The 16197-nt window shown below is 67.0% G+C and carries 18 protein-coding genes; 14 read left to right on the forward strand and 4 right to left on the reverse strand.

Annotation, left to right across the window (positions count from 1 at the left end; translation table 11 throughout):
- Positions 1 to 55 precede the first annotated feature (55 nt).
- The 4 genes from pgl (at position 56) to ACESL5_RS04275 (ending at position 3541) form a co-directional block, all read left to right on the forward strand.
- Positions 56 to 775, forward strand: a complete 720-nt coding sequence (gene pgl / locus ACESL5_RS04260; RefSeq protein ID WP_372591546.1) for a 6-phosphogluconolactonase — start codon at positions 56 to 58, stop codon at positions 773 to 775.
- A complete protein-coding gene (gene apaG / locus ACESL5_RS04265; RefSeq protein WP_372591547.1) occupies positions 772 to 1161 on the forward strand; it encodes a Co2+/Mg2+ efflux protein ApaG in 390 nt (129 codons plus the stop codon). Before pgl ends, apaG begins: the two co-directional genes overlap by 4 nt.
- A 106-nt stretch (positions 1162 to 1267) precedes the next feature.
- Positions 1268 to 2101 carry a symmetrical bis(5'-nucleosyl)-tetraphosphatase gene (locus ACESL5_RS04270; RefSeq protein ID WP_372591548.1) on the forward strand — a complete coding sequence of 278 codons (834 nt, stop codon included), beginning with the start codon at positions 1268 to 1270 and terminating at the stop codon, positions 2099 to 2101.
- 48 nt (positions 2102 to 2149) lie between these two features.
- Positions 2150 to 3541: an MFS transporter gene (locus tag ACESL5_RS04275; RefSeq protein ID WP_372591549.1), complete on the forward strand. Its 1392-nt coding sequence runs from the start codon at positions 2150 to 2152 to the stop codon at positions 3539 to 3541.
- On the opposite strand, the gene ACESL5_RS04280 is transcribed toward ACESL5_RS04275, so the two are convergent.
- Both ACESL5_RS04280 and ACESL5_RS04285 read right to left on the reverse strand, forming a co-directional pair.
- Positions 3510 to 3962, reverse strand: coding sequence for a nuclear transport factor 2 family protein (locus tag ACESL5_RS04280; protein WP_372591550.1), 453 nt, complete (start codon positions 3960 to 3962; stop codon positions 3510 to 3512). The two genes, ACESL5_RS04275 and ACESL5_RS04280, sit on opposite strands and share 32 nt — an antisense overlap.
- Positions 3959 to 4726, reverse strand: a complete 768-nt coding sequence (locus ACESL5_RS04285; RefSeq protein ID WP_372591551.1) for an SDR family NAD(P)-dependent oxidoreductase — start codon at positions 4724 to 4726, stop codon at positions 3959 to 3961. The genes ACESL5_RS04280 and ACESL5_RS04285 overlap by 4 nt, the downstream gene beginning before the upstream one ends.
- Positions 4727 to 4908: 182 nt before the next feature.
- Here ACESL5_RS04285 and ACESL5_RS04290 point away from each other — a divergent pair, with 182 nt between their 5' ends.
- From ACESL5_RS04290 to coaE, 6 genes are all read left to right on the forward strand, one after another.
- Positions 4909 to 5820 carry a MerR family transcriptional regulator gene (locus tag ACESL5_RS04290; RefSeq protein ID WP_372591552.1) on the forward strand — a complete coding sequence of 304 codons (912 nt, stop codon included), beginning with the start codon at positions 4909 to 4911 and terminating at the stop codon, positions 5818 to 5820.
- Between the two features lie 74 nt (positions 5821 to 5894).
- A complete protein-coding gene (locus ACESL5_RS04295) occupies positions 5895 to 6344 on the forward strand; it encodes a PAS domain-containing protein (protein ID WP_372591553.1) in 450 nt (149 codons plus the stop codon).
- A 142-nt stretch (positions 6345 to 6486) separates the two neighbouring features.
- Positions 6487 to 8184: a type IV-A pilus assembly ATPase PilB gene (gene pilB / locus ACESL5_RS04300; protein ID WP_372591554.1), complete on the forward strand. Its 1698-nt coding sequence runs from the start codon at positions 6487 to 6489 to the stop codon at positions 8182 to 8184.
- Positions 8185 to 8216: 32 nt separating this feature from the next.
- Positions 8217 to 9452 (forward strand): type II secretion system F family protein, encoded by a 1236-nt coding sequence (locus tag ACESL5_RS04305; RefSeq protein ID WP_372591555.1) that lies wholly within the window; start codon positions 8217 to 8219, stop codon positions 9450 to 9452.
- A gap of 71 nt (positions 9453 to 9523) precedes the next feature.
- On the forward strand, positions 9524 to 10405 hold the full coding sequence (locus ACESL5_RS04310; RefSeq protein WP_372591556.1) for a prepilin peptidase: 882 nt from the start codon (positions 9524 to 9526) through the stop codon (positions 10403 to 10405).
- A 35-nt stretch (positions 10406 to 10440) separates the two neighbouring features.
- A complete protein-coding gene (coaE, locus tag ACESL5_RS04315; protein WP_372591557.1) occupies positions 10441 to 11070 on the forward strand; it encodes a dephospho-CoA kinase in 630 nt (209 codons plus the stop codon).
- 10 nt (positions 11071 to 11080) lie between these two features.
- On the opposite strand, the gene ACESL5_RS04320 is transcribed toward coaE, so the two are convergent.
- Positions 11081 to 11560 carry a hypothetical protein gene (locus tag ACESL5_RS04320; protein WP_372591558.1) on the reverse strand — a complete coding sequence of 160 codons (480 nt, stop codon included), beginning with the start codon at positions 11558 to 11560 and terminating at the stop codon, positions 11081 to 11083.
- A 107-nt stretch (positions 11561 to 11667) separates the two neighbouring features.
- Between ACESL5_RS04320 and ACESL5_RS04325 the strand changes: the two genes are divergently transcribed.
- From ACESL5_RS04325 to ACESL5_RS04340, 4 genes are all read left to right on the forward strand, one after another.
- On the forward strand, positions 11668 to 12717 hold the full coding sequence (locus ACESL5_RS04325) for a YgfZ/GcvT domain-containing protein (protein ID WP_372591559.1): 1050 nt from the start codon (positions 11668 to 11670) through the stop codon (positions 12715 to 12717).
- Between the two features lie 53 nt (positions 12718 to 12770).
- Positions 12771 to 13586, forward strand: a complete 816-nt coding sequence (locus tag ACESL5_RS04330; protein WP_372591560.1) for a thiazole synthase — start codon at positions 12771 to 12773, stop codon at positions 13584 to 13586.
- A gap of 4 nt (positions 13587 to 13590) precedes the next feature.
- Entirely contained in the window at positions 13591 to 14292 is a 702-nt protein-coding gene (gene trmB, locus ACESL5_RS04335; RefSeq protein ID WP_372591561.1) for a tRNA (guanosine(46)-N7)-methyltransferase TrmB, read from the forward strand.
- A 226-nt stretch (positions 14293 to 14518) separates the two neighbouring features.
- The gene (locus ACESL5_RS04340; protein ID WP_372591562.1) at positions 14519 to 15412 is read left to right on the forward strand and encodes a phosphoribulokinase; all 894 of its coding nucleotides are present in this window, start codon (positions 14519 to 14521) and stop codon (positions 15410 to 15412) included.
- 106 nt (positions 15413 to 15518) lie between these two features.
- Here the strand turns inward: ACESL5_RS04340 and ACESL5_RS04345 are convergent.
- Positions 15519 to 16197, reverse strand: a 679-nt coding sequence (locus tag ACESL5_RS04345; protein ID WP_372591563.1) for a diguanylate cyclase domain-containing protein, incomplete at its 5' end; no start/stop codon positions are given.

The raw sequence follows: 16197 nt of genomic DNA on the forward strand, positions 1-16197 counted from the left end.
ATCGTCCGGGGCCCCGGCCCCGCCAGTCACCATCCGGACAGGCTCGCGAACGGTCATGCCCTCGACACCCGAATTCCATTGCAGCGAGACCGCCTCGGAAACCTTCAGCGCCTGCGCGGCCTTCCTGGCCGAGCGGCTCGCCGAAGCCATCCGGGAGCGTGGCGTGGCGCGGATGGCCCTGGCCGGCGGCAGCACGCCCCGGCGTCTGTACCTGACGCTAGCGGAACACTTCCACGATGCCCTGCCGTGGGATCGGGTGGAGTTCTACTTCGGCGACGAGCGCAACGTGCCGATGGACCACCCCAAGAGCAACTTCCTGATGGCGCGGCAGGCCCTGTTCGAGCCACTGGGCATCCCGCCGCACCACACCTTCCCCATGGTCTCGGACCACCAGAGCGATCCGGAGCGCGATGCGCGGGCCTACGAGGCCACCCTGCACCGCTGGGCCGCCAGCTCCGTGCCGCGCTTCGACGTTGCCCTGCTGGGCATGGGCGAGGATGGCCACTTCGCCTCGCTGTTCCCGGACACGCCGGCACTGAACGAGCGGCATCGGCTGGTGACCGTCAACCCGGTGGAAAAGCTGCACTGCCACCGACTGACGCTGACCGCCCCGGTATTCGAACAGGCCCGCGACGTCGTCTTCCTGGTGATCGGCGCGGAGAAGCGCCCGGCGGTCGCCCGCATCCGCGAGGGCTACACCGACCTGCCAGCCGAACGACTGGCCGCCGGGCGCCCCACGGACTGGTTCGTCGACCGGAGCAGCTTCGGTCCATGAACACCGAGGCACGCGACGTTGCCATTCAACCCCGGGTGGTGTTCGTCCCCGAGCACAGCGACACGAGCGTCGGCCGGTATGCCTTCGGCTACGAGATCATGATCGAGAACAACGGAACGCGAGCGATCACGCTCACCGACCGGCACTGGGTGATCGACCATGGCAATGGCGTCATCAAGGAGGTGCGCGGCGAAGGGGTCGGGGGCGAACAGCCCCGGCTGGAGCCCGGCGAGCGCTATTCCTATCGCTCCGGGGCCATCATCGAGTCCCCGGCCGGCCGGATGCGGGGGGACTACGGGTTTCGCACCGATGCCGGCGCGGTCTTCCGGGTCGACATCCCCGGTTTCGACCTGATCGCCCCGCCCTCCTTCCGGTCCATCCAGTAGACCCGCCAGTTGCCGCCTGCGTGAAAACGCGACCGGGCTGCGCCCGAGGCACTCTCATGGGTGCTAGCATTCCCCGACATTCACCGCCCAAAAGCGAAAGAACAACATGGCGACCTACGCAATCGGCGATCTCCAGGGATGTCTGGACCCGCTCGAGGCCCTTCTCGAGCGGGTCGCATTCGATCCGGCACGGGACCGGCTGTGGTTTGTCGGCGACCTGGTCAATCGCGGGCCGCAATCGCTGGAAGCGCTGCGTTTCGTCCGCGAGCTCGGCGACCGGGCCGTCACCGTGCTCGGCAACCACGACATCCACCTGCTCGGCTGCCACTACGGTACCCGCAAGGCCCGCGGGCGGGACACGCTCGCTCCGATCCTCGCGGCCGACGATCGCGACGAACTGCTCGACTGGCTGCGTCGCCGACCGCTGATCCACCACGACCCGGAACTCGACTGGACCCTCGTGCACGCCGGCATCGCCCCCGCCTGGACACTGGCGCAGGCCATCGAGGAGGCCCGGGCAGCCGAGGCGTCCATGGCCGGCGATGAGCCGACGGGCTTCTTCCGCGACATCTTCGGCAACCAGAGCGACCGCTGGGACGAGGCTGCCGCACCGGTCGACCGCCAGCGCTTCGCCATCAACGCCTTCACCCGGATGCGCTACTGCCACCCGGACGGGCGGATGGACTTTGACGAGAAGCGCCCGCCGGAGAAGGCGGACCCCTCGCTGCTGCCCTGGTTCGCCATGCCCGGCCGACCGACGGCCGACCGGCGAATCGTCTTCGGCCACTGGTCGACGCTGGGGCCGGCCATGTCCCGTCACAATGCCTGGGGCATCGACCAGGGATGCCTCTGGGGACGGCAACTGACCGCCCTGCGACTCGAGGACGAGCGCCTGTTCGCCGTCGACTGCCCCAGCCAGCAGACGCCGCGGACCGACTGATGGTTCTCTCCGTCCGACAATCGAACGCACGCCGGGGGCAACCGCCCGATGCTTAGCACCGTCCTGTCGGTCCAGTCGCTGCTCGCCGGCATGGGCGTGTTGCTGGCAGGCTCCGGCCTACTGGCGACCCTGCTGGGCCTGCGCGCCGCCGAGGAAGGTTTCTCCGACGGCACCATCGGCCTGGTGATGTCGGCGTTCTACGTCGGCTACGTGCTGGGGACGGTAACCATTCCCGGCGTCATCCGCCGTGTCGGCCACATCCGCACCTTCGCCGCCCTGGCCGCCATTTCCTCGGCGGCCGCCATCCTGCACGGCCTGCTGGTGGATCCCTGGATCTGGATGGTCCTGCGTCTGGTCAACGGGGTGACCCTGCTCGGCCTGTACATGGTGATCGAGAGCTGGATCAACGAGAAGGTCACCACCCACCGGGGGCAGGTCTTCGGCATCTACATGATGGTCAGCCTGTTTGCCTACGGGGCCGGGCAGTTCCTGATCACCCCTTACGGCGCGATGGACGTCTCGACCTTCGCCATCGTCGGCCTGCTGTTCTCCCTGGGGCTGGTGCCGGTCGCGCTGACCCGCGTGAGCCAGCCCCCGCCCATGGAGACCACGCGACTGCCGCTGATCGAGCTTTTCCGGCTGGCGCCCACGGGGGTCATCGGCGCGCTGCTGTCCGGCACCATCACGGGGACCGTCTACGGCATGGCGGCGGTCTATGCCAATCGCATCGGTCTGCCGGACACGCAGGTTGCCACCTTCGTCGCGGCAGTGATCGTCGGCGGCGCGCTGCTGCAGTGGCCCATCGGACGGCTGTCGGACGGCCGTGACCGCCGTTACGCGCTCATCCTGGTCGCCGCTCTCGGCGGACTGTTCTCGATCCTGCTGGCCATCCAGGAGTGGTTCCCCTCGCCGGCCGTGTTCGCCCTGGCGCTGGCCTTCGGCGGCTTCTCCTTCTCGCTCTACGCGATCAGTGTCGCGCAGACCAACGACCGACTGGCCAGTCACCAGGTGCTGGAGGGCACACGCGGGCTACTGCTGGTCAACGGCGCCGGCTCCGTGGCCGGGCCGATCATCAGTGGCGTCGCCATGGGACTTTTCGGGGCCCCGGGCTTCCCCCTGTTCGTGCTTGCCGCGCTGATGACGCTGATCGGGCTGGTCTTCTGGCGCATCCTCATCGATGCCCCGGTACCGGATGACGAACGCGGCGGATACGTCTTCACCCAGCGCACGTCCGCCGCCGGCGTGGAGCTCGACCCTCGCTCGGTCGAGGAGAACGAGCAGGAGGGCGCCGAGCCCGTCACCGAGGCGGCCCCGCCGATCTACGAGCCCGACCCGGCCTGGACCGACTACCGGGACCCGGAAGCCGCCAACGGCGAGGACGGGCCCGACGAGGAAGACGAGGATCGCATCAGTCGAGCGGGGCGGCCAGGCGGCGCCTGATACGGCGCATCAGCCAGCCGAGCAGCGGCACCTGCTCGTAGATCTGCGCAGCCGGATCCCAGTGGTCCTCGTGCAGGAGCACCTGTCCGTCATCGGCCAGCACCACCTCGGTCATGCCCTCGATCACCAGCGCACCGGGTGCCTCGCCGCAGCGCATCCTCCATCGCAGCAGACCGTGATCGCCATCCACCGCCCTCGCGGTCACGGAAAAGCGCATGTCCGGGCACTGCCGGAAGCCGTGGGCGAAGACCCCGCGGATGGCCTCAACGCCCTCTACCGCGTTGAAGGGATCGACGAAGCGGGCCTGCGGAGCGTAAACCGTCTCCAGCGTATCGAGACGGTCCTCGCGCAGGCCTTCCATCACGGTCACGAGGCGCTCGAGCGCCGCCGCCCGGTTGATGTCCCGGCCGGCAGCGGTCATTGCCCGGGCTCCCGGAGCATCCGTCTCGTGATCGCGAAATACATCCGATACGGCAGCAGGCGAAGGACCTTCATGACGTACCCGAAACCCCGCGGCGCAAGGATCTCGAAGCCGCGACCGGCCAGCCCGGCCGCGATCCGTCGGGCGGCGTCCTCGGGCTCGATGCGTCCGGGCATGGGGAAGTCGTTCTTGTCGGTCAGCGCGGTGCGCACGAAACCGGGATTGATCACCCGGATGGCCACGCCTTCCCGGGCGAATTCCGGACGGAGGGACTCGGCGAGGTTGATCATCGCCGCCTTGCTGGCGCCGTAGGGCGAGGAATAGGGCAGCCCCCGGTACCCCGCGACACTGGCCGTGAGCACGATTTCCCCCGCGCCTCGACGGATGAATCCGTCCTTGACCACCTGGATGCCGTTGACCGCCCCGAGGAAGTTGACGCGCATCAGGCGTTCGAACAGCGTCGGGTCGAAGTCCGCCAGCCCCATCGGCTCGTAGTCCCCGGCATTGAGGATGACCGAGTCGGGCATACCCCAGCGGTCCAGCATCCCGTCCCAGGCGCGGGCGAGCGAATCGAGATCGGTAACGTCGGCAGCCAGGGCGAGAATCCGTTCCGGATCGCGGGCGGCTCGCTCGTCGAGCACCGCCTGCCGGCGGGCGGAGATCACCACGCGGTGCCCGCCAGCGACCAGCCGGTCGACCAGCGCGGCTCCGATGCCGCTGCTGGCACCGACCAGCCAATATGTCCGTGCCCGTCCTGCTGTCATGTACTGCCCCCTTGCCGGTAATGTCGTCACCTGCCGCGAAACTGGAGCGAGCTTAGACCAAGACTGCTACCATATCGATGCACAAGTTATACACCCAACGACCGTCGCAGGTGGGCAAGTTGTCCAGGACCGATCAGAACCCAGTCGACACAGACGATAAGGGCCTGCTGCCCATTCGCTTGGTGGCACAGATCACCGGGATCAACCCGATCACGCTGCGTGCCTGGGAGCGCCGCTACGACCTGATCCGCCCCACCCGCACACCCGCCGGCCATCGCCTCTACAGCCAGCAGGACATCCGCACGATCCAGCGCATCCAGGAACTCGCCGAGAGCGGCATGGGCTTCGCGCAGATCGCCTCCCTGCTGGAGCACGAATCCCGAAGCGCCGCCACTCAACCGGAGCCGGAGAAACCCCCGCAACCGGTCGCCCCGCCCAGATCCCTGCTCGAACGGGTCATGCAGGCGGCGATCGACCTCGATCCGGCCGCACTGCGAGCCGCCGAAGCCACCGCCCTGCTGTGGCTGACACCGGAGGACTATCTGCGCGAGGTCCTGGTCGAATCGCTCGCCCACCTGGAGGCGCGCACGGCGTGGCCGGACCGGGATCTGGGCCTGATCTGGCTGGCCGAGTACATCAAGGGCCGTGCCGACTGGGTGGCCGACGCGCCGGGCCAGACCGACTCTCCCGTGGTGGCCATCGACACCGCCGACGGTCCCGGCCAGCCATTCACGGCCGGCGGGCTTCGACTGTTCAGCGCGCTGCACGACGACCGGCTCCACGCCCGCCTGCTGCCGACCGGCCTGTCGGAGACCCAGCGCGAGCAACTCGTGCGGCGCTGGTCCGCCAAGGCGTGGGTGCGGATTGCCACGGTCGAACCCGGCCCGGAGCGGGAACAGCCGGGTTCGCTGGCCGGCGCGCGCATCTTCCGATGCCGACTGCCCGCGCTGGAGCCGGAAAGCGGTGACCAGGCCGTGGATTTCATGCAGCGCTGGCGGCGCCTGGTGGAGGACGACATCGAGCACTGCCGGCAGGCAGTCGCGAGCGCCCTCGGACCGGCACGACCGAAGCCGAACACCGCGACCCGCCATTGAGGTGACCTCGGAACATGAACGGGTCTGTGTCACAATGCGGCGAACACCACGCGCAACGGGAGATCCAGACGGCGATGCTGGATGCGAATTTGCTCAAGAAGGCGGTCAATGCGTCCACCGACGGCATCGTGATCGCCGAGCAGGAAGGCAGCGACAACATCCTGATCTATGCCAACCAGGCCTTTGAGGAACTGACCGGCTATAGCGAGGAGGAAATCCTCTATCAGGACTGCCGTTTCCTGCAGCTGGACGACCGTGAGCAGGAAGCGCTGCAACAGATACGGCAGGCCATCCGCGCCGGCGAGGCCACGCGCGTCGTCGTCCGCAACTACCGCAAGGACGGCAGCATGTTCTGGAACGAGCTGTCGATCACCCCGGTATTCAACGACGAGGATCGTCTGACCTACTTCATCGGCATCCAGCGGGACGTGACGGAACTCGTCCACATGCGCGAGGAAAACGAACGACTCCGGGAGCGAGTCCGCCAGCTCGAGGCGGCCGCGGGAGAACCCGAGAAGGATTGATCGAGCCGGACATGCCGACGCCCTGGCCCAGACATGCTTGTCACGGCGCCGTCGAGCGGGCATGCTTTCCCCTTGCCGGCGGCATGCGTGCCGCGGTAGGCACGTCTTGTAAACACGGAAGCGACAACGCACAGGCGGATCGATGAGCGCACCCCCCGTCAACGGATTGCTCAGCGCGCTGGTCAGGGAGGACACCCTCTCTCTTGACCAGGCACAGACCATCCAGTCAAAGGCCAAAGACAGCCGCGAAACGGTACTGAACACGATGCTGGCCGAGGGCATATCCCCACAGCGCATCGCGGAGGTCGCCTCCAAGCGCTTCGGGCTGCCGCTGGTCGACCTCAACGCCATCGACACCAGCGACCTGCCGGTGAAGCTCGTCCCGGAGAAGATTCTCAAGACGAACACGGCCCTCCCCCTGTTCAAGCGCGGCCGCCGGCTCACCGTCGCACTAGCCGACCCCTCGGATTCCCGCGCGATCGACGGCTTTCGCTTCTCGACCAACATGGCCATCGAGGCCGTGGTGGGCGAGGCGCCCAAAATCGCCAGGCTGCTTGACGACGCACTCAACGACAGCATGGATGCGCTGGGCGACGAACTGGACGACGACCTGGCCAACGTCGAGTTCGAGAACGAGGATGACGACGCCCACGACGCGGAAGAAGCCTCGTTGCAGGATGACGTGGTCGTCAAGTTCGTCACCAAGCTTCTCACCGACGCCATCCGCAAGGGGGCTTCGGACATCCACATCGAGCCCTACGAGAAGCAGTTCCGCATCCGCTTCCGGGTCGACGGCATGCTGACCGAGAGCGCCAAGCCACCGAGCAACCTGTCCGACCGCATCATCGCGCGGGTCAAGGTGATGAGCCGCATGGACATCTCCGAGCGGCGCATTCCGCAGGACGGGCGGATCAAGCTCAAGCTGTCGAAGAAGCGTTCAATCGACTTCCGGGTCAACACCTGCCCGACCCTGTTCGGCGAGAAGGTGGTGCTGCGTATCCTCGATCCGTCGAGTGCACAGCTGGGCATCGACCAGCTTGGTTACGAGCCCGAGCAGAAGCGGCTCTACATGGAGAACCTGGAAAAGCCCTACGGGATGATCCTGGTCACCGGCCCGACCGGCTCGGGCAAGACGGTCTCGCTGTACACCGGCCTGAACATCCTCAACTCGGGCGACCGCAACATCTCCACCGCCGAGGATCCGGCGGAAATCGTGGTGCCGGGCATCAACCAGGTCAACGTCAACCCCAAGGTGGGCCTGACCTTCGCCAATGCCCTGCGCGCCTTCCTCCGCCAGGATCCCGACGTGATCATGGTGGGCGAGATCCGTGATCTGGAAACCGCCGAAATCGCCATCAAGGCGTCGCAGACCGGTCACCTCGTCCTCTCGACACTACACACCAACGACGCACCCCAGACACTCACGCGACTGGTGAACATGGGCGTGCCGGCCTACAACATCGCCTCGTCGGTCAGCCTGATCATCGCCCAGCGGCTCGCGCGCCGCCTGTGCAATAATTGCAAGCAGCCGGAAAACATTCCGGAAGAAGAACTGCGCCGCGAAGGCTTCACCGCGGAAGATCTGGCCGCGTCACCCAAGCTGTTCAAGGCCGAGGGATGCGACCAGTGCACCAACGGCTACAAGGGACGGGTGGGCATCTACCAGGTCATGTCCGTCTCCGAGGCGATGGGCCGCATCATCATGGAAGGCGGCAACGCCATCGACATCGCCGACCAGGCGAGCAAGGAAGGCATTGACGACCTCCGGCGTTCGGGCCTGAAGAAGGTACTCGCCGGGGTCACCAGCCTCGAGGAAGTCAACCGCGTCACCAAGGACTGACCCCGGCCGGGCATCATTAGGGAGAGAACAAGATGGCCACAGCAGCGGCAAGCAAGCAGAAAAGCGCAGAAAAACCCGTATTCACCTACGAGGCGCGCACCAAGGAGGGCCGCGTCATCCAGGGAGAGATGGCCGCTTTCAACGACACCGCCGTCCGGGCCGAGATTCGCCGGCTGGGCATGACCCTGATCCGCGTCAAGCGCAAGAGCCGGCCACTCTTCTCGAACTCCAAGCCGGTCCAGCCCCGCGACATCGCCACCTTCGCTCGCCAGCTCTCGACGATGATGAGCGCCGGCCTGCCGATCGTGCAGGCACTCGAGATTATCGCGCAGAGTGCCGAGAAGAAGTCGATGAAGGACCTCGTCAACGAGGTCAAGAACGACGTGGAAAGCGGCACGAACCTGGCCGACGCCCTCGACCGCCACCGCAAGCACTTCGACGAGCTGTTCGTCAACCTGGTGCGCGCCGGCGAGCAGTCGGGTGCGCTGGAGGTGGTCCTCGACCGGATCGCCACCTACAAGGAGAAGACCGAGAGCCTCAAGGGCAAGGTCAAGAAGGCGCTGTTCTACCCCACCGCCGTCCTGGTGGTCGCCTTCATCGTCACCGCGATCCTGCTGATCTTCGTCATCCCGCAGTTCGAATCCCTGTTCCAGGGCTTCGGGGCCGACCTGCCGGCCTTCACCCAGTTCGTCATCGGCCTGTCCGAAGGCATGCGAGAACACGGCCTGGTGATCTTCGGCGGACTCGCCGCGCTGATCGCCGTGTTCATCTTCTTCAAGCGCCGGTCCGACAAGTTCAACCACTTCCTCGACCGGATGATCCTCAAGGTGCCGATCTTCGGGGCGCTGACGGAGAAGTCCGCCATCGCGCGATTCTCCCGCACGCTCTCGACCATGTTCTCGGCGGGCGTCCCTCTGGTCGAGGCCCTGCCGCCGACCGCCGGGGCCACCGGCAACGCCGTCTTCCGCGACGCGGTCATGGACATGCGCGACCTGGTCTCCGCCGGCTCGCCGCTTCGCATCGGCATGCAGCAGTCCAACCTCTTCCCGGTGATGGTCGTGCAGATGGTCGCCATCGGCGAGGAGACCGGCGCGCTCGACTCGATGCTCGCCAAGGTCGCCGAGATGTACGAGGAGGAGGTCGACAACATGGTCGATGCGATGTCGAGCCTGCTCGAGCCGATGATCATGGCCTTCCTCGGCATCGTGGTCGGCGGCCTGGTCATCGCCATGTACCTGCCGATCTTCAAGCTGGGCGCCGTGGTCTGATCACCACGCCGCCAGATCGATTCCCTCACGGCCCGCATCACCGGGCCGTTTCCATGTCAGGCACCTGAACCATGTCCGAACTGCAAGCCTTCTTCCAGCAACACCCGGCCATCTGGATCGCCGTCGCCACCCTGTTCGGCCTGCTGGTGGGCAGCTTTCTCAACGTGGTCATCAACCGGCTGCCGGTGATGATGGAGCGCGAGTGGAAACGCGAATGCCGCGCACTGCTGGCCGGCGAGGATGCGCCCGCCGAGGCCGACGAGGCACCGTTCAACCTCGTCCGCCCGCGTTCCGCCTGCCCCGACTGCGGCGCGCCCGTCCGCGCCTGGCAGAACATCCCCGTGATCAGCTGGCTGTGGCTGCGGGGTCGTTGCGCGAACTGCGGCAAGCCGATCTCCTGGCAGTACCCGCTGGTGGAACTCGCCAGCGCGGGACTGGTGGGGCTTGCCGCCTGGCAGTTCGGCCCGACCTTTCTGGCCCTGGCGGTGTTCCTGTTCAGCTGGGCGCTGCTGGCCGCATCGATAATCGATCTCAAGACCCAGCTGCTGCCGGACGTGTTCACGCTGCCGCTGCTCTGGCTGGGTCTGCTCCTGCCGATCCTGCTGCCGGACTACCACCTCTCCCTGCAGGATGCGGTCCTGGGGGCCGTGTTCGGCTACCTGGCCCTGTGGTCGGTCTACTGGCTGTTCCGGCTGATCACCGGCAAGGAAGGCATGGGCTTCGGTGACTTCAAGCTGCTCGCCGCGCTGGGCGCCTGGCTGGGCTGGCAGATGCTGCCGCTGGTGATCCTCCTGTCGGCACTCGTCGGCAGCATCGTCGGCATCGCCATGATCCTGCTGACGAGCCACGACCGGCGCATCCCCATTCCCTTCGGCCCCTACCTCGCCATGGCGGGACTGGTGGCGCTCTATTTGGGCGAACCGATCCTGGCCGCCTATCTGGGCGGCTACTGAGGGCGACGGAGTTGCCGGGGACCGACGACAGGGAGATGCCCCCACGGGGAGCGATCATCGGCCTGACCGGGGGCATCGCCAGCGGCAAGAGCCTGGCAGCGGAGTACTTTGCCGCCCTCGGCATCCCCGTGATCGACACCGACCAGATCAGCCGCGAACTGGTCGAACCCGGGCAGGCATGCTCGAGCGCCATCCGGGCGCACTTCGGCGCCGACGTATTCCAGCCGGACGGTCGCCTCGACCGCCAGGCGCTGAGGTGGCGCATTCTGGCGGACCCGGCGGACCGGTCGGCCCTGGAGGCCATCATGCACCCCGCCATCCGCGAACGCGCCCGGGATCGGGCCGAGCGCGCCGCGCAGGACGCGCCCTACGTGATCGTGGTGGTGCCGCTGCTTGCCGAACCGGCCGTGTGGCCGGCCTACCGTGACTGGCTCGACGGGGTGATCACGGTCACCGCGCCGCCGGACAGCCGGCGCGAGCGGCTGCTTGTCCGCCCCGGCATCGACGAGGAACAGGCCGACCGACTGATCGCCCTGCAGACGGACGACCGGGCCCGACTGGCCATCAGCGACTTCCGGCTGGACAACGTCTCCGATCGGGCGGCACTGCGACAGGCGGTCGCCGAGCTGGACCGCCGGCTTCGACAGACACCCCGGGCACGCTGACCGGGGCGGGTCAGTCGACCCCCGATGCGCCGCCCAGTACGAGGAATCGTTGCAGGCGCCACCAGCCGGCCTCGCCGAGCCGATGCGGCGTCAGCCAGAGCGTGATGGTGCCTCGGACCGGGTCACGCAGACGCACGCCCACAAGAACGGCGCTGCGCCAGACCAGTCGCATTTCGCCCCGCCACGTGGCCCGCTTCGTCTCGAACCGGCCGCGGGCACCGGACCAGGACAGCCGTCCAGGCACCATAAGCCCCACCGGCCGGGTGGCCAGATGCCGCCAGACCCACCAACTGCCGGCCAGCAGGATCAGCAGGCGGCCCACCCGATCCAGCCAAGCCGGCAGCGCCCCGCCAGCCAGCCCCGGCCACTCGCCCCATGCCGCGACCGCGCCGAGGCTCAGCCAGGCGAGGCCGCCAAGCGTCCACCAGGCCCCGACCAGCCAGGGGTCAGCGCCGAGCTCGTCACGAAATCCCTGTGATTGCCCTTGCATGAAATCCGTTCTCCCACAGCCGTCTGAGCGGGGATGTTATCCTTGAGGGTCACAGCAGTCTCTCATTTCGCTGCCGGCAATGGCAGCCAACCCCACGGGTAACCGAGATGTCCGATGCAATCCGCCAGCAGTGGCAGGCAGCGACTCAGCCACCCCGCGACGCCATGCCCCCCGACGGGACAACCCTCGTCACCGGGCTGGTCGACCGCGAGGTCATCGAGGTTGCGGGACCCGAGGCCCGCGTCTTCTTGCAGGCCATCCTGACACAGGACATCGTGTCACTCGCGGACGACGCGGCCACGTTCTGCGCCCTGTGCAACGCCAAGGGCCGGGCGCTTGGCCTGTTCCGCGTGGTTGGCCATGGGGACCGCTTCTTCCTGATCACCCGCGCCGACATCGCCCCGGCATTGCAGAAACGGCTGCAGATGTACGTGCTGCGCCGGGACGTGCAGATCCAGCGGCTCGAGGACTGGGTTGCCCTGGGCGTGATGCTCCCCGAGGGCCAGCCGGCACCGATGACCGACCCGGCGGCCACCAAAACGCTCCAGCGCCTCGCCGCTCCACGTAGCGAGGACAGCCCTCGCTGGCCGGCACGGCTGGACACCGACGGCCTCCTGTACATCCGCGAGGACCTGGACGGCACGCCGCGCATCGCGATCCACGGACCGATCGATCGCCTGCGTCGCCTGGTCGAATCCGTGCCGGCCGACTCCCGGGTAACCGCAAGCACTTGGGACCGGGCGGAGATCGAGGAGCGCATCCCGCTGGTGGACGCCGGCACGGTCGAGCATTTCGTGCCGCAGTGGATCAACCTCGACGAGCTCGGCGCCTTCAGCCTGAAGAAGGGTTGCTACCCCGGGCAGGAGGTGATCGCCCGCATGCACTACCTGGGCAAGCCCAACCGGCGCCTGTTCGCCGGCCATGCGCTGGCACTCGATCCGCCGGCCGCCGGCACGCCGGTCGAGGCCACCGACGGCAGCACCGCCGGCGAGGTAGTGCGCAGTGCACCGCTGCCCGACGGCAGCGGCTCGATCCTCCTGGTCGTGATCAAGCTCAAGCATCTGCACGACTCGCTGAGCATCGACGGCCTGGCGCTGAGCATTGACCAGCACGGTTCACCCGAGGCCGAGGTGGCGCAGGCCGGCATGCCGCACTGACGGGTTGCATCACCCGTGACAATCCCATTCAACCGAGACCCGCACTTTCAGCCATGACCGAATCCCAGACACCCGAAAACACCCAACCGGCCGACGACGAACTGGTCATCGGCAGCCGCCGCTACCGCTCGCGCCTGCTGACCGGCACCGGCAAGTACAAGGACATGGACGAGACCCGCGAGGCCACGGAGGCCGCCGGCAGCGAGATCGTCACCGTGGCGATCCGCCGCAGCAACATCGGCCAGAACCCCGACGAGCCCAACCTGCTCGACGTGCTGCCGCCGGAGCGCTTCACCATCCTGCCCAACACCGCCGGCTGCTACACGGCCACCGAGGCGGTGCGTACCTGCCGGCTCGCCCGCGAGCTGCTCGACGGCCACAACCTGGTCAAGCTGGAGGTGCTCGGCGACGAGAAGACGCTCTACCCGGACATCACCGCCACCATGGCCGCGGCCGAGACGCTGGTCGAAGACGGTTTCGAGGTGATGGTCTACACCTCCGACGACCCCATCGTGGCCAAGCGCCTCGAGGAGATTGGCTGCGTGGCCGTCATGCCGCTGGCCGCGCCAATCGGCTCGGGCCTGGGCATCCAGAACAAGTACAACCTGCTGACCATCATCGAGAACGCCGAGGTGCCGATCATCGTCGACGCCGGCGTCGGCACCGCTTCGGATGCCGCCGTGGCCATGGAGCTCGGCTGCGACGGCGTGCTGATGAACACCGCCATCGCCGATGCGAAGAACCCGGTACTGATGGCCTCGGCCATGAAGAAGGCCATCGAGGCCGGACGCGAGGCGTTCCTCGCCGGGCGCATGCCGCGCAAGCGCTACGCCAGCGCTTCCTCGCCCATCGACGGCCTGTTCTTCTGATCCCATGAGCGAACAGACTGAAAAAAGCGACGGCATTCGCCGACGCATCCGCTCGTTCATCCGCCGCGAAGGCAGGCTCACGCCGGGCCAGCAGCGGGCACTGAACGAACTGGGCCCGAAGTACCTGATCGAGCCGACCGGCGACCCGATAGACCCGGTCGAGCTGTTCGGCCGGTCGGCCCCGCTGACCCTGGAGATCGGCTTCGGCAACGGCGACAGCCTGGTCGAGATGGCAGCGCGCGACCCGGATACCGACTTCATCGGCATCGAGGTCCATCGTCCCGGTGTCGGGCACCTGCTCAACGGCATCGAGCACTTCGGCCTGACCAACCTCAAGGCCGTCTGCGGCGATGCCGTGCCGTTCGTGGAGCAGCGCCTCCCCGAGGAAAGCCTCGACCGGCTGCTGCTCTATTTCCCGGACCCATGGCACAAGAAGCGCCACCACAAGCGCCGCATCGTGCAGACGCCGTTCGCCGACCTGGTCTCCAGCCGCCTCAAGCCCGGTGGGCTGTGGCACCTGGCGACCGACTGGGCCGAATATGCCGAACACATGCGCGAGGTACTCGATGCCCACCCCGCGTTCGTGGCCGAACACGAGGGCAGCGGCGAGAACGCCCGGCCCGACTGGCGCCCGCGTACCAAGTTCGAGCGACGCGGCGAAGAACGCGGCCACCAGGTCTTCGACCTGCTCTATCGACGGCGCTGATCGGCCCGGCAAACCGGATGGAGGGGCTTGAAATCCGCCCGTCCATCCCGCCGATTCGATAGCCAACAACTTGTTCCCGGTGACGCAAACCCCTATTATCGTGGGCTTTCGTTTTGCCGGGTGAGTCGAGTCGCGCGCGCAAGAAACGCGCTCCTCCCCAGTCGAAACGACCCGATTCCGCCGATTTTCCACGTTTCGTTTTTATTGCTTTCCAACAGGAGGGACCATGTCCAAGAAGCATCCCGTTGTCGCGGTTACCGGCTCGTCCGGCGCCGGCACGTCCACCGTCAAGAGTGCCTTCAACCACATCTTCCGCCGCGAGGAAATCTCGCCGGTCGTGATCGAGGGCGACAGCTTCCACGCACTCAATCGCAAGGACATGCGTGAGCGCATGGCCGCCGAGGCCGAGAAGGGCAACAACTTCTTCTCCCACTTCGGCCCGGACGCCAACCACTTCGACAAGCTCGGCGAGCTGTTCAAGAGCTACGGCGAGTCCGGCTCCGGCAAGAAGCGCTACTACCTGCACAGCGACGAGGAAGCCGCCGAGCACAACGCGCGGCTGAACACCAACCTGGGCCCGGGCGAATTCACCCCGTGGGAAGACATCCCGGCCGGCTCCGACCTGCTGTTCTACGAAGGCCTGCACGGCCTGGTGAAGACCGATGACGTCGACGTCGCCCAGCACGTCGATCTGGGCGTGGGCGTCGTGCCGATCGTCAACCTGGAGTGGATCCAGAAGATCTTCCGCGACAACGCCGAGCGCGGCTACTCCGCCGAGAAGATCGTCGACACCATCCTGCGCCGCATGCCGGACTACGTGAACTACATCACTCCGCAGTTCTCGCAGACCGACGTCAACTTCCAGCGCGTACCGACCGTCGACACCTCCAACCCGTTCATCGCCCGCGACATCCCGACGCCGGACGAGAGCGTGGTCGTGATCCGGTTCCGCGATCCGGAAGAGTTCGGCGTGGACTTCCCCTACCTGCTGCAGATGATCCCGAACTCGTTCATGTCCCGCTACAACACCATCGTGGTGCCGGGCGGCAAGATGAGCTACGCGATGGACCTGATCCTGACCCCGCGCATCCACCGCCTGATCGAGGAGCGCGGCCAGTAAGGCCCGCCTCCGGGGTTCGCCCCGGATCGATACAACGACAAAGCCCCCGTCCGGCTCGGCCGACGGGGGCTTTTTCCGTTTATGCCTTCGCGCCCGGTGGCGGGGCTCAGATCGGCTCCACCGCGGGCCGCTCGTCGAAATATCGGTAGGTGTTCCGTCCGGAGGCCTTGGCGTCGTACATGGCCGCGTCGGCGTGGTTGATCAGTGCATCGGCATCGGGGGCGTGGTCGGGATACACGGCGATCCCGATGGAGGCACCGATCTCGACCACCTCTCCGTCCAGCACAAACGGGCGAGTCAGGGCCTCGATCACCTTCTCGGCCACCTGGCCGGCGAAGCGCGACGCCGGCAAACCCTCGAGCAGGATGAGGAACTCGTCGCCCCCGAGCCGACCGACCGTGTCCTCGTGGCGGAGCAATCCTGCGAGGCGCCCGGCGACGTCACGCAGCAGATGATCGCCCACGGCATGCCCCTTCCGGTCGTTGACCTCCTTGAAGTGATCGAGGTCGAGGAACAGCACGGCCAGCGCCGAGTCTTCGCTATCGGCCCGGGCCACGGCCTGGTCGATCCGGTAACGCAGCGAGGCCCGGTTGGGCAGGTCCGTCAGGGGATCGTGATGGGCCTGGTAGCGGATGCGCTGCTCGGCGGCCTTGGTCTCGGTGATGTCGTTGAAGATGTGGATGAAATAATCGACCTTGCCATGCTCGTCGACCACCTCGCTGATCGTCTGCAGGGCCGTGAGCAGCTCGCCGCGCTTGTTGCGGTAGACCATCTCGCCCTGCCAG

Origin of the sequence: Guyparkeria sp., from assembly GCF_041687595.1 — a bacterium.
GTDB lineage: Bacteria > Pseudomonadota > Gammaproteobacteria > Halothiobacillales > Halothiobacillaceae > Guyparkeria.